Origin of the sequence: Sandaracinobacter neustonicus (assembly GCF_006385875.1) — a bacterium.
GTDB lineage: Bacteria > Pseudomonadota > Alphaproteobacteria > Sphingomonadales > Sphingomonadaceae > Sandaracinobacteroides > Sandaracinobacteroides neustonicus.
Genome location: NZ_VFSU01000030.1, coordinates 166,343 through 189,110, shown reverse-complemented (window position 1 = coordinate 189,110; position 22,768 = coordinate 166,343). Strand labels below are relative to the sequence as shown.

At 66.7% G+C, this 22,768-nt stretch carries 18 protein-coding genes and 1 other RNA gene; 8 read left to right on the top strand and 11 right to left on the bottom strand.

The genetic code is table 11. The annotated features are described in order from the left end of the window. Positions 1-2: 2 nt before the first annotated feature. On the top strand, positions 3-779 hold the full coding sequence (locus tag FJQ54_RS13920) for an SDR family oxidoreductase (protein ID WP_181160175.1): 777 nt from the start codon (positions 3-5) through the stop codon (positions 777-779). Positions 780-1,307: 528 nt separating this feature from the next. Here the strand turns inward: FJQ54_RS13920 and FJQ54_RS13915 are convergent. Next, positions 1,308-2,237, bottom strand: coding sequence for a hydroxymethylglutaryl-CoA lyase (locus tag FJQ54_RS13915; protein WP_140929016.1), 930 nt, complete (start codon positions 2,235-2,237; stop codon positions 1,308-1,310). A gap of 88 nt (positions 2,238-2,325) precedes the next feature. Here FJQ54_RS13915 and FJQ54_RS13910 point away from each other — a divergent pair, with 88 nt between their 5' ends. Beyond that, positions 2,326-3,525 (top strand): CaiB/BaiF CoA transferase family protein, encoded by a 1,200-nt coding sequence (locus tag FJQ54_RS13910; RefSeq protein WP_140929015.1) that lies wholly within the window; start codon positions 2,326-2,328, stop codon positions 3,523-3,525. A 656-nt stretch (positions 3,526-4,181) separates the two neighbouring features. Here FJQ54_RS13910 and FJQ54_RS13905 read toward each other — a convergent pair. Continuing rightward, a complete protein-coding gene (locus FJQ54_RS13905) occupies positions 4,182-4,784 on the bottom strand; it encodes a hypothetical protein (protein ID WP_140929014.1) in 603 nt (200 codons plus the stop codon). 339 nt (positions 4,785-5,123) lie between these two features. Between FJQ54_RS13905 and FJQ54_RS13900 the strand changes: the two genes are divergently transcribed. Then, positions 5,124-5,702 (top strand): hypothetical protein, encoded by a 579-nt coding sequence (locus tag FJQ54_RS13900; protein ID WP_140929013.1) that lies wholly within the window; start codon positions 5,124-5,126, stop codon positions 5,700-5,702. Here FJQ54_RS13900 and FJQ54_RS13895 read toward each other — a convergent pair. The 3 genes from FJQ54_RS13895 to FJQ54_RS13885 all read right to left on the bottom strand — a co-directional run bounded on the left by FJQ54_RS13895 (position 5,699) and on the right by FJQ54_RS13885 (position 9,245). Then, positions 5,699-6,757, bottom strand: coding sequence for a cupin-like domain-containing protein (locus tag FJQ54_RS13895; RefSeq protein WP_181160174.1), 1,059 nt, complete (start codon positions 6,755-6,757; stop codon positions 5,699-5,701). The two genes, FJQ54_RS13900 and FJQ54_RS13895, sit on opposite strands and share 4 nt — an antisense overlap. A 60-nt stretch (positions 6,758-6,817) precedes the next feature. Next, the gene (locus tag FJQ54_RS13890; protein ID WP_140929011.1) at positions 6,818-7,996 is read right to left on the bottom strand and encodes an ATP-binding protein; all 1,179 of its coding nucleotides are present in this window, start codon (positions 7,994-7,996) and stop codon (positions 6,818-6,820) included. A 70-nt stretch (positions 7,997-8,066) separates the two neighbouring features. Continuing rightward, positions 8,067-9,245 (bottom strand): PQQ-dependent sugar dehydrogenase, encoded by a 1,179-nt coding sequence (locus FJQ54_RS13885; RefSeq protein ID WP_140929010.1) that lies wholly within the window; start codon positions 9,243-9,245, stop codon positions 8,067-8,069. A 160-nt stretch (positions 9,246-9,405) separates the two neighbouring features. Between FJQ54_RS13885 and ypfJ the strand changes: the two genes are divergently transcribed. Then, on the top strand, positions 9,406-10,341 hold the full coding sequence (gene ypfJ, locus FJQ54_RS13880; RefSeq protein WP_140929009.1) for a KPN_02809 family neutral zinc metallopeptidase: 936 nt from the start codon (positions 9,406-9,408) through the stop codon (positions 10,339-10,341). A 14-nt stretch (positions 10,342-10,355) separates the two neighbouring features. Then, entirely contained in the window at positions 10,356-11,483 is a 1,128-nt protein-coding gene (locus FJQ54_RS13875; RefSeq protein WP_140929008.1) for an aspartyl/asparaginyl beta-hydroxylase domain-containing protein, read from the top strand. Here the strand turns inward: FJQ54_RS13875 and FJQ54_RS13870 are convergent. From FJQ54_RS13870 to FJQ54_RS13855, 4 genes are all read right to left on the bottom strand, one after another. Then, positions 11,480-12,745, bottom strand: coding sequence for an MFS transporter (locus FJQ54_RS13870; protein WP_140929007.1), 1,266 nt, complete (start codon positions 12,743-12,745; stop codon positions 11,480-11,482). The genes FJQ54_RS13875 and FJQ54_RS13870 overlap by 4 nt on opposite strands. Positions 12,746-12,750: 5 nt before the next feature. Continuing rightward, a complete protein-coding gene (amaB, locus tag FJQ54_RS13865; RefSeq protein WP_140929006.1) occupies positions 12,751-14,277 on the bottom strand; it encodes an L-piperidine-6-carboxylate dehydrogenase in 1,527 nt (508 codons plus the stop codon). A gap of 558 nt (positions 14,278-14,835) precedes the next feature. Next, entirely contained in the window at positions 14,836-16,020 is a 1,185-nt protein-coding gene (locus tag FJQ54_RS13860) for an acyl-CoA dehydrogenase family protein (RefSeq protein ID WP_140929005.1), read from the bottom strand. A gap of 10 nt (positions 16,021-16,030) precedes the next feature. After that, the gene (locus FJQ54_RS13855) at positions 16,031-17,647 is read right to left on the bottom strand and encodes a fatty acid--CoA ligase (protein ID WP_140929004.1); all 1,617 of its coding nucleotides are present in this window, start codon (positions 17,645-17,647) and stop codon (positions 16,031-16,033) included. A gap of 520 nt (positions 17,648-18,167) precedes the next feature. On the opposite strand from FJQ54_RS13855, the gene FJQ54_RS13850 reads away from it, so the two are divergent. Continuing rightward, positions 18,168-18,386 (top strand): hypothetical protein, encoded by a 219-nt coding sequence (locus FJQ54_RS13850; RefSeq protein WP_140929003.1) that lies wholly within the window; start codon positions 18,168-18,170, stop codon positions 18,384-18,386. Between the two features lie 121 nt (positions 18,387-18,507). On the opposite strand, the gene ffs is transcribed toward FJQ54_RS13850, so the two are convergent. Beyond that, an RNA gene (gene ffs / locus FJQ54_RS13845) (signal recognition particle sRNA small type) lies at positions 18,508-18,603 on the bottom strand. Between the two features lie 89 nt (positions 18,604-18,692). Here ffs and FJQ54_RS13840 point away from each other — a divergent pair. Beyond that, the gene (locus FJQ54_RS13840) at positions 18,693-20,327 is read left to right on the top strand and encodes a DNA polymerase III subunit gamma/tau (protein ID WP_140929002.1); all 1,635 of its coding nucleotides are present in this window, start codon (positions 18,693-18,695) and stop codon (positions 20,325-20,327) included. After that, positions 20,324-20,641, top strand: a complete 318-nt coding sequence (locus FJQ54_RS13835) for a YbaB/EbfC family nucleoid-associated protein (protein ID WP_140929001.1) — start codon at positions 20,324-20,326, stop codon at positions 20,639-20,641. The genes FJQ54_RS13840 and FJQ54_RS13835 overlap by 4 nt, the downstream gene beginning before the upstream one ends. Positions 20,642-21,166: 525 nt before the next feature. Here the strand turns inward: FJQ54_RS13835 and ftsZ are convergent. Further along, complete coding sequence (gene ftsZ, locus FJQ54_RS13830; RefSeq protein WP_140929000.1) at positions 21,167-22,759, bottom strand: cell division protein FtsZ; 1,593 nt, start codon at positions 22,757-22,759, stop codon at positions 21,167-21,169. Positions 22,760-22,768: the final 9 nt, after the last annotated feature.

Genomic DNA, 22,768 nt, shown 5'->3' with positions numbered 1-22,768 from the left:
CCATGTCTTTGAATATCAATGATCTCTTTTCCGTCGCCGGGAAAACCGTCGTCGTCACCGGCGGCAGCCGCGGCATCGGCGAAATGATCGCCCGGGCCTATGTGGAAAATGGCGCGAAGGTGATTCTCAGCAGCCGCAAGGCCTCAGACGTGGAAGCCCTCGCCGCCGAACTGGGCGACGCCGCCATCCCCATCCCGGCCGACCTGTCGCAGATGGCGGAAATCGAGCGCTTCGCCAAAGCGGTGGAAGCCGTCACGCCCAAGGTGGACGTGCTGTTCAACAACGCAGGTGCCAGCTGGGGCGCACCGTTCGATGAGTTCCCCGAACTCGGCTGGGACAAGATCATGGACATCAACCTGAAGTCCGTCTTCTTCCTCTCCCAGCGGCTGATCAAGCTGCTGGAAGCCGCCGCCACGCCTGCCGACAATGCGAAAATCATCAACATCGGCTCCATCGACGGCCAGCACACCAGCCCCATCGAAACCTACAGCTACGCCGCCTCCAAAGCAGGCGTGTTGCACCTGACGCGGATGATGGCCAAGAACCTCGCGCCCCGAAACATCCAGGTGAACGCCATCGCGCCGGGATACTTCCCCTCCAAAATGACCGCCGGCATCGCCGACGAAATCAACAACAACGCGCTGAAAACCACCCCCATGGCCCGCTGGGGCAGCGCCGAAGACATGGCCGGCGTGGCCCTGTTCCTCGGCTCGAAGGCGTCCGGCTATCTGTGCGGCGCGACCGTGACCGCGGATGGCGGGTACGCGACGACGGCTTGAGGCGCGTAGCGGGGGATTTTATCTCGCAGTTTTTTTGCCTCCGGCGGGCAGGGAAATGATTTCCCTGCACCCTCTAACTTTGCGTTGCGCCCCAGCTCCAGCGCCGTGCGGGTGACCAGATTCAATTGCCTGTGGCGCTACACGGCTCTCTCCCCCTGCAAGGGGGAGAGTTGGAGAGGGGGTGTCACCGGTTGGCCTGATCCACTGACATCCCCACCCCCGCAACCGTCACCCCAGCCCACTCCCCCGCTCAGGCTGAGCTTGTCGAAGCCCCCGAAGCGAAAGCGCAATGGCTGAGCGCGGGGTCATGCCACATGGGGCTTCGACAAGCTCAGCCTGAGCGGGGGGAGGGATAAGGGGAAATCGCTCCAAAGCGCCGCAGGCACTAAAACTCCCAGCCTCGCACCAAGTGTCGAGCCCCCACCCCAACCCTCCCCGAAAGGAGGAGGGGCTAAAAAGTCCTGGGGGTGCAGGGGCGTCACGCCCCTGCCGGGGTGAAGGGGCAGAGCCCCTTCGTATCTCGCACACTCAACCCGCCGTCGCAGCCCCGGTCCAGTTCCCCGCCCGTGCCACCAGCGATGGCATCGCCCGCCCCAAAACAGGTTCGAACCAGTGGTTCACCTCGATCAGCGCCTCCAGATCCAGCCCGGTCGCCACGCCGGAGCGGTCCATCAGATAGACCAGTTCTTCGGTGGAGATGTTGCCGGTGGCGCGCGGGGCGAAGGGGCAGCCGCCCAGCCCGCCGAGGCTGGAATCCAGCACGTCCACCCCGGATCGGAAGGCGGCCCATGCGTTGGCGATTCCGGTGCCGCGCGTGTTGTGGAAATGCGCGCGCAGGCGGATAGCGGGGGCGGCTTCGGCCACGCGGGCGAACAGCTCCTCCACCTGTGCGGGAACGGCGACTCCGATGGTGTCGGCCAGCGCGATTTCCACCGCGCCCGCTTCCGCCATCTCCGCCGCCAGCCGGATCACGGTTTCGGGCGGCACATGGCCTTCGAACGGGCAGCCGAAGGCAGCCGAAATCGTCACTTGCGGCAGCAGCCCGCCGTCGCGCGCCAGCCGCAGCATCTCGCGGTTTTCGCGCAGGCCCTCCTCAATCGTCTGGCCCTGATTGCGCATCCCGAAACTGTTGGAGGCGACCAGCACGCAGCCTGCTTCGTCCACGCCACGCCGGCCGCCTTCGCGGGTGGCGAGCGCGCGCAGCACGCCGCGCTTGTTCAGGCAGAGGCCGATGTAGCTGACGTCCGGCCGGTCAGGCAGGGCCTGAATGACCGCCTCGCCGTCCGCCATTTGCGGCACGCGGGCGGGGTTCACGAAGCTCGCCACCTCGATCCGGCGCACGCCTGCCGCCAGCAGCCGATCGATCAGCCCCAGCTTGCCGTCTGTCGCGATCACCTCGCGTTCGTTCTGCAGGCCGTCCCGCGCGCCCACTTCGACGATTTCGACCTGACCGGTCATCCGCGCCTGCCCCTCCGTTGCGATTGCATGAGCGGGGATATGGCCGCAAAGATGACGATAGCAAGCACGAAGGACTAGAGGCCGGACAATGGCACAGGGCGCACTGGATGGATTGCGGCTGATCGAGATGGGGCAGCTGATTGCCGGCCCCTTCTGCGGCCAGCTGATGGCCGATCATGGCTGCGAGGTGATCAAGGTGGAGCCGCCGCGTCAGCCCGGCGATGCGACCGAGGGCGATCCAATGCGCCATTGGGGCAATGGCAAGCCCGTGTGGTTCCCGGTGCTGGGCCGCAATAAAAAGACCATCACACTGAATCTGCGCGACGAGCGCGGGCAGGAACTGCTGAAGCGGCTGGTGCGCCGATCCGATTTTCTGCTGGAGAATTTCCGCCCCGGCACGCTGGAGAAATGGAACCTCGGTTACCCCGAACTCAGCGCGGAAAACCCCGGCCTCATCATGATCCGCGTCTCCGGCTATGGGCAGACGGGGCCTTACGCCCCCCGCGCGGGTTATGGCTCCATCGGCGAGGCGATGGGCGGAATCCGCAATCTGGCGGGCGATCCGTCCGCCCCGCCCAGCCGCGTGGGGCTTTCCATTGGCGATTCGCTGGCCGCCACCTTCGCCTGCCTTGGCGCGATCATGGCGCTGCACCACCGGCACCGCACCGGCGAGGGGCAGGTGGTGGATTCCGCCATCTATGAAGCCGTGCTGGCGATGATGGAATCGACCGTGCCCGAATATACCGAGGCCGGGCATGTGCGCGAACGAACCGGCTCGATCCTGCCCGGCCTCGCCCCCTCCAACGCCTACCCCTGCGCCGACGCCGACATCCTGATCGGTGCCAATCAGGACAGCGTGTTCGCCCGTCTCTGCCGGGCGATGGGCCGCCCCGACCTCGCCAGCGATCCGCGCTATGCCGGGCACCGCGCCCGCGGCGAGCGGCAGGCCGAACTGGACGCGCTGATCGCCGACTGGACCCGCCCGCAAAAGGCCGCCGACGTGCTGGCGCTGATGAACGACCACGCTGTGCCCGCGGGCAAAATCTACAAAGCCCCCGACATGCTGACAGACCCCCACTTCGCCGCGCGCGAAGCGCTGGTGAAAGTGGCCCACCCGGAGTTCGCCAATCTTGTGATGCAGAATGTGGTGCCGAAACTCTCTGCCACACCCGGCAAGGTGAACTGGGCCGGGCCGGACCTGGGTGCGCACAACCACGCCATCTACAACGAGCTGCTGGGGCTGTCTGACGGGGAAATCGCCGAGCTTGGGCGGGAAGGGGTGATCTGAGCGAGCGGCGGGGGTGTGCGCCGCGCAGTGAGATTTTTTGCCTCCGGCGGGCAGGGCTTTGCCCTGCACCCAGCAGGGAAATGATTTCCCTGCACCCTCTAACTTTGCGTTGCGCCCCAGCTCCAGCGCCGTGCGGGTGACCAGATTCAATTGCCTGCGGCGCTACACGGCTCTCTCCCCCTGCAAGGGGGAGAGATGGAGAGGGGGTGTCACCGCCGGGCCTGACCAACCAACCTCCCAGCCCCCCGACCTCCCCACCCGCTCAGCCTGAGCCTGTCGAAGGCCCCTAAGTAAACCCACCAACACCCCTACACCCGTCACCCCGGACTTGATCCGGGGTCCAGCTGGTCTTCGACAACGTTGCGGGTGGAAAGCTGGACCCCGGATCAAGTCCGGGGTGACGGGTGGGCAGCCCTCAAAGCGCCGCAGGCAATAATTTCCACCCTCGCACCAAGCCGTCGAGCCCCCCACCCCAACCCCTCCCCTAAAGGAGGAGGGGCTAAATGTCGGGGGGGTGCAGGGGCGTCACGCCCCTGCCGGGGTGAAGGGGCAGAGCCCCTTCAAAACCTTCCGTTTACCGCCAACCTCCACCGCACAACGGAAAAGGCCGGCCACCGTGAGGGACGGTGACCGGCCTTTGTTCAACCATGGTGGCTTCAGATGCGGGCGGCTTGCCGCCTGAGGGCGTCGGCCCGGCTGGCGTCTGCGCCGCGCACTTTCATCGCCAGTTCCATTTCGGCGATGTCGATGGCGCGGGTGCGGGTTTCCACCCAGCCCCGGCCCAGTGCGGCCGCCCAGCCCAGCAGGGCGACGGCGGCACCGAAGGGCTGCGCACCAAGGCCGATGATGAGGAACAGGGTCATCAGCAGTTGCAGCACCATCTGCGTGCCCAGCACGGGCCGCCCCGGTTGCACGACCAGCCGGAACATCGCGACAGAAAGTCCGGCGGCCGTGATCAGCAGGGCCTGATCCATCAGGGGGAGGTGAGCCATGACGACGAAGACGATCATCAGCACCGCCACCAGCGCGCCGCCTGCGGCCATTGCGCTGGCAATGCGCTGCACCCGGACGCGTTCGCCTGCCAGCAGCCCCACGCGGGTGGCGTAGCTGGTATCGCGGAGCGTCACCTGCCGCAGCACATCCGTGGCGCGGCCATGGTGCAATTGATCCTCGCGGACGAGGAGGCGTTCGAGCGCTTCGCGCGTGTAGCGCTGGCGGCGAGAATCAGCGGTTTCCCACTGTGAAGCGACTGTATTCATGGCGACCAACACCTTTTGGCTCTTGGTTGCCGACCCTGTCCTCTGGTTAACCCGGATCAGCCATTTTGGGCCAGCCCCCCAAGTGTCACAAAGCGTTGCGCGGATGGACCCTTCCGATGCGGAAAAATCCGTTGCAAAGCTGGCATGGATTGTGCTGGATAAGCAGGCATTCCGGCCTTCACGGGCTGGCGAGTTCCAGACGGTGGGCAAGCCCGAACGGGTAGCCTGCTTGGATGGTCGCACCGTCTTCCAACCCGAGGCGAAAGGCCCCTTGCCCCTGTGGCGAGGGGCCTTTTTGCTTGCCTTGACGCCTGCCCGGGGCGGGCGCAGGCTGTGGGCATGGGGCAGGACAGCAACGCAATTGCGGTCTGGCGCGGCGGGCGGCATCCCGTGCGGCTGCATCTGGATTCCATGGCCTTCGAGCTTTCCGGCGGGCTGAAGCTGCGCATTCCGCGCGCGGAGGTGGGCCTGCCCCGGCTTCAGGATGGGCGGCTGTTGCTGACCATATCCGGCGAACCGCTGGAGATCGAACTGGCAGAGGCGGCGCGATGGGATGCCGCACTTCGCAAGCCGCCGCCCTCGCTGGCGCAAAAGCTGGGGATCAGCGCCGACAAGCCCGGCTGCCTGATCGGCGACACCGACGATCCGGCTTTGCTGGCGGCATTGGACGGAGCCTCTGCCCCGGATACGGAGGCGGCGCTGCTGATCGCGCTGGTGGCAAGCGTGGCCGATCTTGCCCCCGCCTGCGCGCGCGCCAGAGGCCGCCCGATCTGGATCGTGACCGGCAAGGGCCATTATGCGACCGTGCGGGAAAGCGAGCTGCGCACCGAACTGCGGGCGCTGGGCTTTGCGGACAGCAAAAGCTGCGCCGTCTCCGAGCGGCTGACGGCCACCCGTTATGCGGAGCGCAAAGGCTAGAGTTCGCCTTCGCTGCGGTAGAAGCTGGTGAACTCATTGTCCCAGACGAAGTTGGTGAAGCTCATGCCGATGCTGAGCGACAGGCCGGTGACATGGTGCCACCAGCCGACCGGGATGAACAGGATTTCGCCGGGGCCGATTTCCACCGTCTGAACGCGCGGGCGTTCGGCCTCTGGCACGGCGGCCAGCGTGGCGTCCGTGCCGAAACGGCTGAAGCAATGTTTGTGGTTGCGCATGCGGTGGGTTTCGGCGGGCGACACCATCGCCACCCGCTTCACCCCCACCATGTTCACCAGCAGATTCTGCGTGAGATCATGGTGCCATGGCGTCACCGTGCCTTTCGGCCCCATCCAGAAGAAGCCGTCGCCCAGATGGCTTTTGCCGAGATAGCCGGGCAGATCCCCCACGTCGCGCCACAGCGGGTCCAGCGCCTTGCGGTTCAGACCGCTGTTGTTGGCGGTGACGTAGAAATCATTGGTCTCCGGGTCGTCTGCCAGCCGGGCGAGGATGTCGTGCCAGCGCATCCGCTGCTTGTGCGCAATCGAGTTCAGTTCGAAATCCGCGTCCGCCTCGCGGCCCGTCTGCACTTCGATTTCGGGATTGCCGACCTTCGCGGCAAGGCTGTCCAGCGTCCATTGCCGCCCCGGCCACTGATCGGTGAGGCCGGTGAGCACGACCGGGGTGAGGGTGGCATAATGTTCGGCGAAGAAGGTTTCGGGCGGCAGCCTGTCCCGGCGGGTGATCTCCGCTGCGCCCATGCGCTCCAGCTTGGCGCGGGCTTCCAGCAGCCAGTCGCGCTTGGCGAGCCGGGCCTGCAGCAGGGCGGCGGCCTTCAGATAGGGATGCGCGCGCGCCGCTTCGATTTCGGCGGTGATCAGCGGCAGCGGCAGGCCTTCACGCGCCATGTCTTGCAGGATGGCGTCCGGAGTGTCGCCCGCCAGGAGGCGGGCGGCGATGGCTTCGCGGCGGCTGTCGTCCATGGCTTGCGGGCGCGGTTGCAATCCCAGCGCGCGCAGCGGGTCATCGGCGCGGAAACTTTTGCGTGCATCCAGCATGGAGACGGACTTACGACTGTTTGATGACAGTCGCGAGTCCATCAGCGAACCCGGCAGCGCTCACCCCAGTTCGGGCATGATCCGCTTCATGAACTGATCGAACATCGGCACGGTGAAGGCGGTGTCGCCATGGGCGGGGGAATAGAGCATCCCCTTGCGGATCAGGCTGTTGCGGGTGGGGGCCAGCTGCGTGACCAGCTTGCCCAGCATCTCCGCGATGTCGCCGGATCGGTGCGGCCCCGGCCCCAGTTCCGCCATGGCGCGCATGTAACGCTTTTCCGAAGGCGTCAGCCGATCGAAGCGGACGCGGAAGAAGCTGGCGTCCAGCTCGGCCAGCGCGGTGATGCTGGCGTTTTCCACATCCTGCAGGCTGATGGGCGAGGCGAAGGCGAGATCCCACGCATGTTTGCCCCATTCCTGCAGGAAATAGGGGTAGCCCTCCGTCGCGGCGACGATGGCCTCCACGGCGGCCGGTTCGATCGACTCCTCCTCCCGCTCGATGGGGATCAGGATGGCGTTGCGCGCCTCGCCCGGCACGAGGGCGGCCACCTCCACATATTCGAACAGGCGCTCCGCATAGCTTTTCGCCCGGCCCATCTGCCCCAGCAGCTGCGGCAGCCCGGCCGCGACCATGGCGACGGGCAGCTGCGCCTGCGCCACCGCGTGCAGCGCCGAGATCAGCGCCGCCATTTCGGCTTCCTTCACATATTGAATCTCGTCGATGGCCAATATGGCGGCGGTTCCCCGCTCTTTCGCGGCTTCGCCCAGCGCCAGCAGCAGCTCCGTCAGGTCCACTTCAAGGTCGCCGGAATCGGCGACGCCTTTTTCCGGCTCTGCGTCGATGGTCACTTCGATGTCATGATACGCCACCTTCAGCTTGGCGAAGCTGGCCAGCGCCCGCAGCGCCTTTTGCGCGCCCTGTTTGGTGGATTCCATCCTGTCCAGCTTCAGCAGCAGCGCGCGCAGCGGGGCGGCCAGCATGGCCGGAAGCGAGCGGCCTTCGGGTGCCTCCACCCGCATGGCCTGCAACCCGCGCGCCTCTGCATCGCGGCGGATTTCGCCCAGCAGCACCGTCTTTCCGGTGCCGCGCAGGCCATAGAGGATGAAGCTGCGCGCCGGGCGACCCAGCGCGATCCGGTCCAGCGCGACGGCCGCGCGTTCCAGTAATTCATCGCGCCCGGCGAGTTCGGGCGGCCGGGTGCCCGCACCGGGCGCGAAGGGGTTGCGAACGGGATCCATAGGAAGGTTAGGGCAAATTATCTCCTACACGTAAAGTGGGAAAAACTTCCTACAAATCCCATCCGCCGGTTCAGCGTGCTGGCGACAGCCGGATGATCCGTCCTTCATCCTCATCCGTCAGCACATAGATCAGGCCATCCGGCCCCACGGCCACGTCGCGCACGCGCGCGCCGATCTGGATACGCGTTTCGCCGGCGGGGCGGCCGTCTGCGCCGGTGCGGATCACCCGCACGTCCTGGCTCATCAGCCCGCCCGCCAGCAGCGCGCCATCCAGCGATTTCAGCCGCGAGCCGCGATAGACCGCCAGCCCGGAAGCCGCGATGGAGGGAATCCACACCGAAACCGGATCCTGGAAGCCCGGCCGGGAGCGGTCTTCGGTGATCGGCTGGCCGGAATATTCCATGGAATAGGTCACCAGCGGCCAGCCGAAATTGCCGCCGGGCGTCAGCCGGTTCAGCTCGTCACCGCCGCGCGCGCCATGTTCCGTCGCCCAGACCGCACCGGTTTTCGCATCCAGCGCCAGCCCCTGCACATTGCGATGGCCCATCGTCCACACGCGCGCATCCCACCCCTTCGCGGCATCCGCCCCGGGGTTGCCGGGGGCGGGTTGGCCATCGGCCGTCAGCCGCAGCACCTTGCCGAAATAGGCTTTCGGATTCTGCGCATTGATGCGGATCGGCTGGCCGTCCAGCTGGATGTTGGTGTTGCCGCCGTCGCCCACGCTCATCAGCAGCGAACCATCCGGCAGCCACAGCAGCCGCGAGCCGAAATGCGCGCCGCCGGTTTTCGCCTGCGGATTGCGGAACAGTTCCGTCACATCCTCCAGCGCATTGCCCTTCAGGCGGCCGCGCGAAAGCGCAGTTTGATTCGCTTTCGGATCGCCCACCGAATGGGTGAGATAGACATAGGAATTGCGCGCGAAATCCGGGTGCACGGCGACATCCAGCAGCCCGCCCTGCCCCACCGCCGCGACCGCTGGCACGCCCTGCACGGGCGCGCCGACCTTGCCATCCTTACCAACGATCCTCAGCGCGCCGCCGCGCTCCGTCACCAGCGCCCGGCCATCCGGCAGCCATGCAATGCCCCATGGGTGGCTCAACCCCGTGGCCCACACGGCTTGCGCCACGCCCGGCTCGGCCGCCACTTCGAAGGCGACCACGGGCGGCGCGGCCTTCGCCTGTTCGGCGGGCTGGGCCTGGGCGCAGGCCCCCGCAATCCCGGCCAGAGCGGCCACCGCCAGCTTTCGCATCCTTGTCACTCCATGTCATTGCTGTAACACTTGCCCTCTCGCGCATCTGTGCGCCCCTACACAACCCCATTGCGACGTGATTGCAGGCAACCATCGCCCTTTTGCTCGCATCCGGCGCGCGCTTCCCCTATCGTGCGGACATCGAACAGAGGGGACAGACATGCGGCTCGACGACCAGCGCGAAAGCAGCAACATCGAGAACCGGCGCGACGAAGGCGGAATCGGCTTTGGTCGCGCGGGGCAAGGCGCGGGCGGCATGGGCGGGCTGGGCGGCCTCTTGGGGCTGTTCATCCCGCTGATCGGCTCCAAATTCGGCATTATCGGCATCGTCGTGGCGCTGGGCGCGGTGTTCCTGCTGAGCAACATGGGCGGTTCCGGCAGCAGCGTGCCGACAGGCGCGCCGCAAATCACCGAATCCGCCGGAGCGCCCGGCAAGGGCAGCACCTCCCAGTTGCAGACGGAAACGGACCGTTTCGTCGCCAAGGTGCTCGGCTCCACCGAAGACACATGGGGCAAGATTTTCGCCGCCGAAGGCCAGCGTTACCCGGCCCCCAAGCTGGTGCTGTTCGATGGCAGCATCCGCTCTGCCTGCGGCGGCGCGTCCGCCGCTGCCGGGCCCTTTTACTGCCCGGCAGATCAGAAGGTCTATCTGGACACCAGCTTCTTCGATCAGCTGGCACGGCAGTTCGGCGCGCCGGGCGATTTCGCCGCCGCCTATGTGATCGCGCACGAGGTCGGCCACCATATCCAGACGATCACCGGCGTGTCGCAACAGGTGACGAAGGCGCAGCAGCGCGCCAGCCGGGGGCAGGCCAATGCGCTGTCCGTGCGGCTGGAATTGCAGGCGGATTGCTATGCCGGGGTGTGGGCGGCGCAAAACCGCAACCTGCTGGATTCCGGTGATTTCGCCGAAGGCGTGCGCGCCGCGCAGGCCATAGGCGACGATACGCTGCAACGGCAGGCGCAAGGCCGGGTGGTGCCCGACAGCTTCACCCACGGCAGCGCGGAGCAACGCATCCGCTGGCTGACGAAGGGCTTCGAATCGGGCGACCCCAACAAGTGCGACACCTTCAACGTGCCAGAGGGGCAGCTCTGAGCACGCAGCCCGGAATGGCGCAGGATCCGCGCCTGACGCAGATTCGCGCCGCGATGCAGCGGCGGGACTTCGCCTCCGCGCGCGCCATATTGGCGGACTGGCCCGAGGCACCCGCGCTGCTGGCAGCGCAGGTGGCGCAACTGTCCGGCGATATCGCGGGCGAGGATGCCGCGCTGAACCGGGCGCTGGCGGAAAACCCGCGCCATGTCGGCGCACTGCTGGCGATGGGCGATGTGAAAAGCCGGGCGGGCGATGACCGCGCCGCCACCAGCTATTTCCGCGCGGCGCTGAATCAGGCGATGACGACCCAGCAGCCGCCGGAACTCACGCCCTTCCTGCAACGGGCGCAGCAATGGCTGGCGCAATCCTCCGCCCGCTTCGAAGCGCATCTGCGCGACAAGATGGGCAGCACCGCCGCGCTTCCCCGCCTGTCGCACGCGATCGACCTGCTGACGGGCAAAACGCAGCTGTTCCTGCAACAGCCCAGCATGTTCTATTTCCCCGGCCTGCCGCAGCGCGCCTTTTACGAGCGCGAGGAGTTCGACTGGCTGGCCGAAGTGGAGGCCGCGACTCCGCTGATGTGGGCGGAGCTGAAGGCGCGGCTGTCCGATGGCAGCGATTTCCGCCCCTATGTGGAGACCCGCACGGATCGCCCCAGCCCGAACAACCCGCTGAAGGACGACCCCAGCTGGGGCGCGCATTATTTCTGGAACAATGGAGAGGTGGTGGATGCCCATGCCGCTGCCGCCCCCGCCACCATGGCCGCGCTGGCCAAGGCGCCGATACCGGTGATCCGGGGGCGATCCCCGATGGCGCTGTGGAGCCTGCTGAAGCCGGGCACGCATATCCAGCCGCACACGGGAATGCTGAACACGCGGCTGATCGTGCACATCCCGCTGGTGACGAACCCGGATTGCGCTCTGCGCGTCGGCCCGGAAACCCGCCAGTGGGAACAGGGCAAGGCGCTGATCTTCGACGACAGTTTCGAACATGAAGCCTGGAATCGCGGCAAGGAGACGCGGGTGATCCTGCTGTTCGAAATCTGGCGGCCGGAAATCAACGCCGGGGAACGCGAAGCACTGACCCGCCTGTTCGAAGCCATCGACGAACTGGAGCCACCCGCCCCGGGAAATGGCTTCTAACGCGTCTTGCGGAACCCGGCGTTCAGCAGCGCCACGAAGCTGAGCGCGCCTGCCGTCGCCAGATACCAGCCCACCGGCTGCAGCCCGCCGCGCATGGCCAGCGCCTGCGCGATCAGCGGGGTAAGGCCGCCGCCGATCACGCCCGCGATGTTGAACGTCATCGAAGCCCCGGTGTAGCGCACGCGCGGCGGAAACAGCCCCGGCAGCCATGCGCCGAGCGGGCCATAGACAAAGCCCATCGCGAACAGCAGCAGCGACACATAGGCGGCGATTCCCCACAGCCCCGCGCCCATCATCGGTGCCATCACCAGCCCCAGCGCCGCCACGCCGACGCAGCCCCCGGCAAGCACCCGGCGCGGGTCCAGCCGCACATCGGCCAGCCATGCCGACAAATAAATGCCCGCCGCCATGAACAGGATGGCGACCAGTTGAATCCCCAGAAACGCCTGCATGGAATAGCCCAGAGACTTGGTGCCCCAGCCCAGCAGGAACGCCGTGGCGATATAGTAAGTGGCAAAGCAACACACCGCGCCCAGCGTGCCGGTGATCAGCGCGGCACGGTGGCGGGACATCACTTCGCCCAGCGGCACTTTGGGCGGTGGTGCTTCCTCCAGCGCGGCCTTGAACTCCGGCGTTTCCCCCAGCTTCAACCGGATCCACAGCCCAACCGCGACCAGCCCGGCCGACAGCAGGAAGGGAATGCGCCAGCCCCAGGCCGCGAACTCCTCCGGCGTCAGCCACAGGCCCAGCAGCAGGAACAGGCCGTTGGCGGCGATGAACCCCGCCGGTGCGCCCATCTGCGGCGCGGAGCCGAAGCGCGCGCGCCAGCCCGGCGGGGCGTTTTCCACCGCCAGCAGTGCCGCGCCGCCCCATTCGCCGCCAAGGCCGAAGCCCTGCCCGAAGCGCAGCACGCACAGCGCGAACGGCGCGAACCAGCCGGCCATCGCATAGCTGGGCAGGAAGGCGACCAGCGTGGTGGACAAGCCCATCGTTAGCAAAGAGGCGACCAGCGTTGCCTTGCGGCCGATCCTGTCCCCGTAATGGCCGAACACCGCCGCGCCCACCGGCCGCGCGAAGAAGGCGACCGCCAGCGTGGCGAAGGCCGCCATCTGCTGCACCCCCGGATTGCCCGGCGGGAAAAAGACCTGCCCGAACACAAGGCTGGCGGCGGTTGCGTAGATATAGAAATCGTAGAATTCGATCCCCGTGCCCACGAAACTCGCCCACAGCGCGCGTGTGCGGCGGGCCTTGTCAGACTCCATGCCTCTCAACCCGCGCCGATATCGAAGCGCACGCCCTGCGCCAGCGGGATCTCGTTGGAGTAATTGATGGTGTTGGTGGCGCGGCGCATATAGGCGCGCCAGCTGTCGGACCCGGCCTCGCGACCGCCGCCGGTTTCCTTCTCGCCGCCGAACGCACCGCCGATCTCCGCACCGGAGGTGCCGATGTTCACATTGACGATGCCGCAATCCGAACCGGCGGCCGACACAAAGCGTTCGGATTCGCGCAGATCGGTGGTGAAGATCGCCGAGGACAGCCCCGCGCCGACGCTGTTGTTCAGCTCGATCGCTTCTTCCAGCGTGGAATAGCCGACCACATAGAGCACGGGCGCGAAGGTTTCATACAGCATCGGCCCGCCATGCGCGGGCATCTCCACCAGCGCCGGGCGGCGATAGATTCCGGCGCTGTCCACCGCCTCCCCGCCATGGACGATGCCGCCCGCCGCACGCGCGGCCTCCAGCGCGTTGGCCATCCCCTCGCCCGCGGCGGCGTCGATCAGTGGCCCCACCAGCGTGCCGGGATCGCGCGGATCGCCCACGCTGGCGCTGGCCCAGATCGGCTTCAGCCGCGCGACCACCTCATCCTTCAGGCTTTCATGCACCAGCAGGCGGCGCAGCGAGGTGCAGCGCTGCCCGGCCGTGCCCATGGCGGCAAAGGCGATTGCCTTCAGCGCCAGATCGAGATCGGCGGACGGGGTGACGATCAGCGCATTGTTGCCGCCCAGTTCCAGCAAGGATCGGGCGAAACGCGCAGCCAGCTTCGGCGCGACGATGCGCCCCATCCGGGTGGAGCCGGTGGCGGAGACCAGCGCGACGCGCCTGTCTTCCACCAGAAGATTGCCGATCTCCGGCCCGCCGATCAGCAGCTGGCTGATATCGGGCACCGCGAATTCGCCCTGTTCGGCGGCGAAGCGGGCCAGTGCGCGCTCGAACACGGCATGCACCGCCAGCGCTGTCAGCGGGGTTTTTTCCGACGGCTTCCACAGCACCGGATCGCCGCACACCAGCGCCAGAGAGAGGTTCCAGCACCACACCGCCACCGGGAAGTTGAAGGCGGAAATCACCCCCACCGGCCCCAGCGGATGCCATGTTTCCATCAGCCGGTGGCCGGGGCGCTCCGTCGTCATCGTCAGGCCATAAAGCTGGCGCGACAGCCCGGCGGCGAAGTCGCAGATGTCGATCATCTCCTGCACTTCGCCCAGCCCTTCGGACAGCGTCTTGCCCGCTTCCAGCGTGACGAGCCGCCCCAGCGGATCCTTCTCCCGCCGCAATTCCTCGCCATAGAGCCGCACCAGTTCGCCCCGCTTCGGGCCGGGCACGCTGCGCCACAGCCGGAACGCCGCCGCCGCGCGGGCAATCGCCGCCTCCGCCTCGGCCGGGGTGGCGGGGGTGACATGGCCGATCAACGCCCCATCCACCGGCGTCCGCGCCTCCAGCCCCGACGCGGGGAGGGACAGGCCCAGCCCGGCGAGAATCGAACGGGCTTCGGTGGCGGGATCGGCAAGAACAGGCATCGGGGCATCCTTTTTGGCGGCGGCGCACGCTGTTTGCCGATCAGGCGGGCCGCGTCAACGCAGGGCGGTGTTGGGCGCTGCTGTTGAGGGGGCGCTGCCCCTCAAACTCCCCCGTCCCCACCCCATGAACAAGTTCATGGGGACCCCGGCAGGGGCGTGACGCCCCTGCACCCCCGACGTTTTCTGAGCCCCTCCTCCTTTAGGGGAGGGGTTGGGGTGGGGGCCATCCGCTTGGCACGAGGTTGGGGGTTATGGCCTGCGGCGCTTCTGTTTCGCGTGTTGTGATGTCAGCGGATCAGGCCAACCGGTGACACCCTCTCTCCTACTCTCCCCCTTGCAGGGGGAGAGAGCTTCGTAGCGCCGCAGGCAATCAAAGCGGATCACTCGCACGACGTGGCAGGTGGGCCGCAACGCAAATGTTGAGGGTGCAGGGAAATCATTTCCCTGCCGGGTCCGGGCAGAGCCCGGCCGCCGGTGACAAAAAAGCCGAAGGTCCGGTTCCAAAGGCAAAGCCCTTGGCCGCCGGTGGCCTCCGCGCTCAACGCAGCTGCCGCCCGCCTACAACCCCAGCACCATTTTCGCGATCAGGTTGCGCTGGATTTCGTTGGAGCCGCCGTAGATGCTGGCGGCTCGGTTGTTGAAATAGCGGGGCATGGCGGTGAGGCTGTGTTCCGGGCCGACATAGGGCAGCTGGCTCAGCGGCTGGCGGGCGGCGGTTTGTTCCACTGTGCCGTAAGGGCCGGCGGCTTCGATGCCGAGTTCGTCGATTTTCTGCATCGCTTCGGTGGCCTGAATCTTCAGCAGCGAGGAGAGCGGGCCGGGGTTCTTGCCGCCGGTGAGGGCGGAGAGGATGCGTTGTTCGGTGGCTTCTATGGCGGAGAGATTGGCTTCTGCTTCCAGCAGGCGGCGGCGGAAGGCCGGGTCTGCCAGCAGCCCTTCCGCTGCGGCCTGTTCGCGCGCACGGGCCAGCGTGGCCTTCAGCCCCGGCGACATGGAGCCGCCGCGTTCGAACTCCAGCAGATATTTGGCGACCGTCCAGCCCTCATTCTCCGCACCGACGCGGTTGGCTTGCGGCACGCGGACATCGTCGAAGAACACTTCGTTCAGATCATGATCGCCCGACAGCGAGAGAATGGGGCGGACGGTGATGCCCGGCGTCGCCATGTCGATCAGCAGGAAGGTGATGCCCTCCTGCGGCTTGCCCTGCGTGCTGGTGCGCACGAGGCAGAAGATGCGGTTGGCGAAATGGGCGTGGGTGGTCCAGATTTTGGAGCCGTTCAGCACATAATCACTGCCGTCTGGCACGGCGGCCATGCGCAGCGAGGCGAGATCAGAGCCAGCGCCGGGTTCGGAATAGCCCTGGCACCAGAAATCCTCACCCGACAGCAGACGGGGCAGATAATGCGCCTTCTGTTCGGGCGTGCCGTAACGCATCAGCACCGGGCCGACCATTTTCAGCCCCTGCGGCGCGAGCGAGGGGGCGGAGGCGGCTGCGCATTCTGCCGCGAAGATGGCGCGCTGCGTGTCGCTCCAGCCGGGGCCGCCATGCTCCACCGGCCAATCCGGGGCGACCCAGCCCTTTTCGTGCAGGATCTTCTGCCATGCGATCGACCATTGCTTGTCGATGAAAACAGAGGTCATGCGCGCGCCGGCCTCGCGCAGTTCCGGGGTGAGCCGCTGCTTCAGGAAGGCGCGCACCTCTGACTGGAAGGCGAGATAGGTGGGGGAAAGGCCATAGTCCATCGCGTCGCCCCTAGTTCACTTGCCGCGCGCGGTCCGCCCAATAGGGCGCGCGCAATTCGCGGCGGAGGATCTTGCCAGAGGCGTTGCGCGGCAGCGCGGCGATCACGTCCACCGATTTGGGGGCCTTGAAGGCGGCGATGCGGCTGCGGGCGAAGGCGATGATATCCTCCGCGTCGATGCTGGCACCCGGCTTTGGCACCACCACGGCCTTCACCGCTTCGCCCCATTTCTCGTCGGGCACGCCGATCACCGCCACTTCGGCGACGGCGGGGTGGCCATAAACGGCGCTTTCCACTTCCGCCGGATACACATTCTCCCCGCCGGAGATGATCATGTCTTTCACCCGGTCGTGGATGTAGAGGTAGCCGTCTTCATCCATATAGCCCGCGTCGCCCGTGCGCAGCCAGCCGTCCGCGGCGATGGTGGCGGCGGTGGCGTCGTCCAGCCGCCAGTAGCCCGTCATGTTGGCATAGCTACGGGTGCTGACTTCACCGACTTCGCCGCGCGGCAGTTCGCGGCCCTCGGTATCGACCACCCTGATCTCCACCCCGGGCATCGGCAGGCCCGCCGCGCGCATGCGGGGGGTGCCCGCCGGATCATGATCCTCCGGCGGCAGATAGACGATGGTGCCGGTGGTTTCCGTCATCCCATATTGCTGGCAGAAGCCGCAGCCGAACAGCTCGATACATTCCCGCAGCAGGTCCAGCGGGATGGGCGAGGCACCGTAGAGGATATATTTCAGGCGGCTGTAATCCACCTCCCGCGAACGGGGCTGGCGCACCACGATCTGCAGCGCGGCGGGCACCATGAACATCTTCGAAACACGGTCTTTCTCGATATAATCCAGCACCTTCAGCGGATCGAACTCCCGCGCGACGACACCGCGCGCGCCGTTCACCAGCCCGATCAGCCCCCAGCCGGTGCCGCCGATATGGGCAACCGGCATGGCGACGAGGCTGACGTCGTCCGGCCCCCATTCGTTCCACGGCATCGGGTGACGCTCGCCCAGACGCCGCCCTTCCAGCAGGTTGGAATGGGTGAGCATCGCGCCCTTCGGGTGGCCGGTGGTGCCCGACGTGTAGAGCTGGATCGCCACGTCGGACGGGGCGGGGCTGAAGTGCGGCGCGGTGGCGGGGTGCGCATCGCGCCATGCCTCGAACGTGGGCCAGTTGCTGCCCGGCTCCATGGCGATCAGGGTGCGGCCCCGGCCCAGTTCGCCGATGTTCGCCCGCGCCAGATCGACCAGTTCCGGGCCGACAAACAGCAGCTTTGCCTCTGCATTGTTGACGATGAAGGCGATTTCCGGCCCGGCCAGCCGCCAGCCCACCGGCACCATCACCACGCCCGCCTTGGTCGCGCCGATGAACAGCTCGAAATAATGATCGCTGTTCTTGCCGACATAGGCGATGCGGTCTCCGGGCTTCAGCCCCGCCGCGATCAGCGCGTTGGCGACCTGATTCACATGCGCGTCCAGTTGGGCGAAGCTGGTGATACGGCCTTCGAATTCGAAGGCGACCGCGCCGGGGCGGTCACGGGCGTGCACACGCGTCGCGTCGCCCAGCACCTGCATCTCCGCGAAATTCACCGCGCGCGCGGTTCCGCGCACGCCTTCAGCCAGCGTTGCCATGATCGGCCCTCTCCCAAATCTCCTGTCCCCCGCGGCGGAGACTAGCGGAGTGCGCCATGCGGCGTCACCCAGCAGCTTTGCTACCTTTGGGCGATGGGTTTTCTGATTGCCGGGGGCCTATCCGCTGCCGCCGGGCACGGAAACCGGCGGCGGCGACGCCGTCCTTCAGGCACTGCAGACCGAGATCAAGCCGCCGTCGCCAGGCTGGTGAGCGTGAACCCGAAGCGCGACATGTTCCTTGGCCACTCGCTGGGCGGCCTCACCGTGCTGCGCGCCCTGCTGCGCACGCCGGGCGATCCACCTTCCTGATCAGTAGCCCCTCCAGCTGGTGGGACGACAAGGCCGTGCTGGCCGACGAAGCTGCCTTCTAATCGGGAGAGAGACTGCGTTGCGCCGCAGGCAATCATACCAACTGGCAAACCAACGCCATTGGAAAATCGGCCTTGATCTCCGAAAGCTCGACCCGCATCCATAATCAATGGCAGTCACATGACTCTCGATGTCGAACGGACATCATTCTGTGGAATTCGAACCCTCCGACATGCCGTCCGTCATGGCCGCCATCCGCCATGGCTATGGCGAAGCTGAAAAGCGCGGACACGCTGCCTCGACTGGCTATCGTTTCGGCTGCTGCCATTTCACGTTCCAAAACGAATGGGATGATCCTTGCCTGATCGCGGGATCAATCGAAGGCGATAAAATCCTGAACGCGCTTTACGCGACCCTCACAAGGGCCTGAATCACTCCGGATGTGGGTTCTGAGCCGAAAATCTCGAGGGTGCAGGGAAATGATTTCCCTGCCGGGTGGCGGGCAGAGCCCGCCCCGCCGGAGGCGAGAAAACCGCCCAACCAAAGCGCCAAAGTGGGAGCCGAAGCGACCCGTGCCGGAAATCGTTACGGCTGCTTCCTTCCGGACCTGACCGGGTTGGCGAACGGCACGTCCACCTCGGCTCCCGCCGCGCATATGGCGATCTTGCAGCGAAAGCGCAACCGGATCGCCCGACACACTTGATATCCGCGCCCGCACGCGCCACTCACTCTGCCCATGAGCCTGTTTCCAGAAGACGCCCCCTATCGTGTGCTGGCCCGGAAATACCGGCCGTCCGATTTCGGCGCGCTGATCGGGCAGGATGCCGTCGTCACCACCCTGGCGAACGCGATTCGCACCAACCGGCTGGCGCAGGCATGGCTGCTCACGGGCGTGCGCGGCGTGGGCAAAACCTCCACGGCGCGCATCATCGCCAAGGCGCTGAACTGCATCGGCCCGGATGGGAACGGCGGCCCCACCATCGAACCCTGCGGCGTCTGCGCCAATTGCGTCGCCATTTCGGCGGGCCAGCATATCGACGTGGTGGAGATGGATGCCGCCTCCAACACCGGCGTGGACAATATCCGGGAGATTATCGAGGCCGTGCGCTATGCCTCCGTCTCGGCGCGCTACAAGGTCTATATCGTCGATGAAGTCCACATGCTGTCGAAGGGCGCGTTCAACGCGCTGTTGAAAACGCTGGAGGAACCGCCGCCGCATGTGAAGTTCATCTTCGCGACGACGGAAGTGCAGAAGGTGCCCGCCACCATCCTCAGCCGCTGCCAACGCTTCGATCTGAAGCGCGTGCCGGTGGAGCTGCTGGCCGAACATTTCCGCAAAGTTGCGGAGGCCGAAGGTGCCGCCGCCGAACCCGAGGCGCTGGCGCTGATCGCCCGCGCCGCCGAAGGCAGCGTGCGCGATGGCCTGTCCATCCTCGATCAGGCCATCGCACAGGCCGGGTCGGGCATCGTCGAAGCCGCCGCCGTGCGGGATATGCTGGGCCTCGCCGATCGCGGTCGCATCGCCGCGCTGCTGGGGGCGATCCTTCAGGCCGATCCGCAAGCCGCGCTCGCCGCCGTCGATTCGGCGCATGGTGCGGGGGTCGATCCGCAAGCACTGATCTCCGGCCTGCTGGATATGCTGCACCAGATTGTGCGCAGCAAAATGGCGGGCAGCACAGACCCGGCCCTGCCCGAGGGAGACCGGCAGGCGATCCAGCGCTGGTCCACCGAACTGTCTTTCCCGGCCATGCACCGGCTGTGGCAGCTGCTGCTGAAGGGCCATGCCGAAACGGGGCAGGCCCCGCAGCCGCAGCAGGCCGCCGAAATGGCCATCCTGCGCTGCGTCCACGCCGCCGGCCTGCCCGATCCGGACAGGATCGCGAAACTGATCGAATCCGGCGCTGCCGTCGCCCCGCCATCCCGCCCGGCAGCGGACCGTGCCGCCCCAGCCCCGGCTCCCGTCGCCTCTGCAACGGCGCTGCCGCAGGATGCCGAATCCATCGTTGCCCTGTTCGAAAATCGCGAAGCGCAACTGTGCCGGATGCTGCGGGACAGGGTGTCGATCTCCGTTCAACCCGACCTGCTGATCCTCGGCCAGCTCGGCGATCTTCCGGCCGGCTTCGCGGCGGACGTGACGAAGTGCCTCGTCGAATGGACTGGCCAGAATTGGGAAGTCCGTATCGAAGCCGCAGCCGAAGGGGCTGAGAGCCTTTACATGATCGCGGAACGGGCAAAAGCCGATGCGCACGAACGCGCCCTCGAAGACCCGATGGTGAAAGCCCTTCTCGCCGAATTCCCCGGTGCCGAACTGACGGAGCCAAAACCGCCCCGCGCCCCGGCCCTCCCTCAACTCAGGAGTGCAACCGCATGAAAAGCCTCGACGATATCCTGCAAATGGCCAACAATGTGCAAGCCCAGCTGGCGCAGGCGCAGGAAGGCCTCGACAAGATCGAAGTCGAAGGCGTCTCCGGCGGCGGCCTCGTGAAAGTGAAAGCCTCCGCCAAAGGCCGCATCATCGCGATCGACATCGACCCAAGCCTGCTGACGGCCGATTCGAAGGAGATGACGGAAGACCTTCTCATCGCCGCCCTCAACGACACCCGGGCCCGCGCCGATCAGGCCGCCCACGCGGAAATGCAGAAGATGACAGCGGGCTTGCCCCTGCCGCCCGGGTTCAAGCTGTAAGGGATTCGACGGGGAGGTTTTTTGCCTCCGGCGGGCAGGGCTTTGCCCTGCACCCGTGCCAAGGAAATGATTTCCCTGCACCCTCGAAGTTCACGTCGCGCCTCAACTCCAGCGCCGTGTGGGTGATCAGATTCGATTGCCTGCGGCGCAACAGGCTCTCTCTCCCCGCTGGGGAGAGAGCTGGAGAGAGGGGAGCAACGCCGGGCCTGATCCACCAACCACACCCGTCACCCCGGACTTGATCCGGGGTGACGGGTGGAGAGGTAGGTGAGAAACGCCCCAAAGCGCCGCAGGCAATAAACCCCCGAACCTCGCGCCAAGCGGATGGCCCCCACCCTCCGCACTGGAGGGACCACGAAACGTCCGGGGGTGCAGGGGAATCATTCCCCTGCCGGGGGAGTTTGAGGGGGCAGCGCCCCCGCAACTCCAACATTGCCGCAAAGAAGCGGGACCCAAGATCAACCGCGCGGCAAGAGCAAGCAGGGGCCAAGGGAACCACCGGCCCCCTCAGCCCCGGCCCGATACTCAGTTCTTCTGGCGGCGCATGAACGGCGGGATGCGGGTTTCGTCCTCATCCTCATTCACTTCCGGTTCCGGCGCCAGCGTCTCGACCGGCGCGTCTTCCACCTTCGGCTTGCGCGAGAGGTGCATCATCCGCTCGAACAGCGTCTGGCGGCGTTGCACCGGCTCCGGCTCGGGGGCGCGGCGTTCGGCTTCCGGCAGTTCCATGCGCGCGGGTTGCGCCAGCGGCAGTTCGGCGACTGCGGGGGCCGCTTCCGGCTCCGGCAGGTCCAGCTCGGCTTCCAGCATCGGCTCGCCCAGCTCCAATATGTCCTCGTCGGACAGGCTGGCATCGTCTGCCATCAGCGGCTCGGCGGTTTCGGCCACAGGCGCTTCGGCTTCATCGGCCGCCGCCGGACGGAAGGTGCCCGCCGGGGTGCCGAAGATTCCGGCCGCCATCGGCCCTGCAGCAGGCGAGGTCTGCGGGCGGAAGCCGCCGCCACCGCCGCCGTTGCCGCCACCGTTCGGCGGGGTCGGATCGATTTCGCCCGCGCCCGGCGCGGCGGCGGGCACGATCATCGGCCGCGCGCCGAACATCTGCGTCGCGGCGGAGCGTTGCTGGCTGCTGCCAACGCCCGGAAGCGTGGCGTGATTGCCTTCGATGCCGGTGGCGACAACGCTGACGCGCATCTTGCCGTTCAGCCCGTCGTTGAAGGCGGAACCGACGATGATGTTCGCGTCCGGGTCCACCATCTCGCGGATGTGCTGGGCGGCTTCTTCCACTTCCATCAGGCCCAGATCGTCGCCGCCGGTGATGTTGATGATCACCGCCTTGGCGCCGCGCAGGCTCACTTCATCGAGCAGCGGGTTGGAGATGGCCTTTTCCGCGGCCTCAATGGCGCGGCGCTCGCCTTCGGCTTCGCCGGTGCCCATCATCGCCTTGCCCATCTCGCTCATCACAGTGCGCACGTCGGCGAAATCGAGGTTGATGAGGCCGGGCAGCATCATCAGGTCTGTGATGCCGCGCACGCCCTGATTCAGCACCTGGTCCGCCATGGCGAAGGCTTGCTTGAAGGTGGTCTGCTGGTTGGCGATCAGGAACAGATTCTGGTTCGGGATCACGATCAGCGTGTCCACATGGCGCTGCAGTTCGGCAATGCCTTCCTCGGCGCTGCGCATCCGCTTCAGCCCTTCGAAGGCGAAGGGCTTCGTCACCACGCCCACCGTCAGCACGCCGCGTTCGCGCGCGGCGCGCGCCACCACCGGGGCCGCGCCGGTTCCGGTGCCGCCGCCCATGCCGGCGGTGATGAAGCACATGTGCGCGCCATCCAGCACCTGATCGATTTCGCCCAGCGCCTCTTCAGCGGCGGCCGCGCCGATTTCCGGCCGCGCGCCCGCGCCAAGGCCCTGCGTGATCTTCAGGCCCAGCTGGATGCGGTTCTGCGCAGAGCTCAGCGCCAGTGCCTGCGCATCGGTGTTGGCGACAACGAAATCGACGCCCTGCAGGCCATCGGCGATCATATTGTGGACGGCGTTGCCACCGGCTCCGCCCACGCCGATCACGCTGATGCGCGGCTTCAGTTCCACAAGGCTGGGTTTCACGAAATCGAAGGACATTGGCTGGCT

Excerpts from the sequence above, each read along its gene's own strand:
- FJQ54_RS13840 (WP_140929002.1), top strand. The coding sequence starts at position 18,693 with ATGAGCCTGTTTCCAGAAGACGCCCCCTATCGTGTGCTGGCCCGGAAA.
- amaB (WP_140929006.1), bottom strand. The coding sequence starts at position 14,277 with ATGCCTGTTCTTGCCGATCCCGCCACCGAAGCCCGTTCGATTCTCGCC.
- FJQ54_RS13860 (WP_140929005.1), bottom strand. The coding sequence starts at position 16,020 with ATGGACTATGGCCTTTCCCCCACCTATCTCGCCTTCCAGTCAGAGGTG.
- FJQ54_RS13870 (WP_140929007.1), bottom strand. The coding sequence starts at position 12,745 with ATGGAGTCTGACAAGGCCCGCCGCACACGCGCGCTGTGGGCGAGTTTC.
- ypfJ (WP_140929009.1), top strand. The coding sequence starts at position 9,406 with ATGCGGCTCGACGACCAGCGCGAAAGCAGCAACATCGAGAACCGGCGC.
- FJQ54_RS13910 (WP_140929015.1), top strand. The coding sequence starts at position 2,326 with ATGGCACAGGGCGCACTGGATGGATTGCGGCTGATCGAGATGGGGCAG.
- FJQ54_RS13895 (WP_181160174.1), bottom strand. The coding sequence starts at position 6,757 with ATGCTGGATGCACGCAAAAGTTTCCGCGCCGATGACCCGCTGCGCGCG.
- FJQ54_RS13885 (WP_140929010.1), bottom strand. The coding sequence starts at position 9,245 with ATGCGAAAGCTGGCGGTGGCCGCTCTGGCCGGGATTGCGGGGGCCTGC.
- FJQ54_RS13835 (WP_140929001.1), top strand. The coding sequence starts at position 20,324 with ATGAAAAGCCTCGACGATATCCTGCAAATGGCCAACAATGTGCAAGCC.
- FJQ54_RS13855 (WP_140929004.1), bottom strand. The coding sequence starts at position 17,647 with ATGGCAACGCTGGCTGAAGGCGTGCGCGGAACCGCGCGCGCGGTGAAT.
- FJQ54_RS13900 (WP_140929013.1), top strand. The coding sequence starts at position 5,124 with ATGGGGCAGGACAGCAACGCAATTGCGGTCTGGCGCGGCGGGCGGCAT.
- FJQ54_RS13905 (WP_140929014.1), bottom strand. The coding sequence starts at position 4,784 with ATGAATACAGTCGCTTCACAGTGGGAAACCGCTGATTCTCGCCGCCAG.
- FJQ54_RS13875 (WP_140929008.1), top strand. The coding sequence starts at position 10,356 with ATGGCGCAGGATCCGCGCCTGACGCAGATTCGCGCCGCGATGCAGCGG.
- FJQ54_RS13920 (WP_181160175.1), top strand. The coding sequence starts at position 3 with ATGTCTTTGAATATCAATGATCTCTTTTCCGTCGCCGGGAAAACCGTC.
- FJQ54_RS13915 (WP_140929016.1), bottom strand. The coding sequence starts at position 2,237 with ATGACCGGTCAGGTCGAAATCGTCGAAGTGGGCGCGCGGGACGGCCTG.
- FJQ54_RS13890 (WP_140929011.1), bottom strand. The coding sequence starts at position 7,996 with ATGGATCCCGTTCGCAACCCCTTCGCGCCCGGTGCGGGCACCCGGCCG.
- ftsZ (WP_140929000.1), bottom strand. The coding sequence starts at position 22,759 with ATGTCCTTCGATTTCGTGAAACCCAGCCTTGTGGAACTGAAGCCGCGC.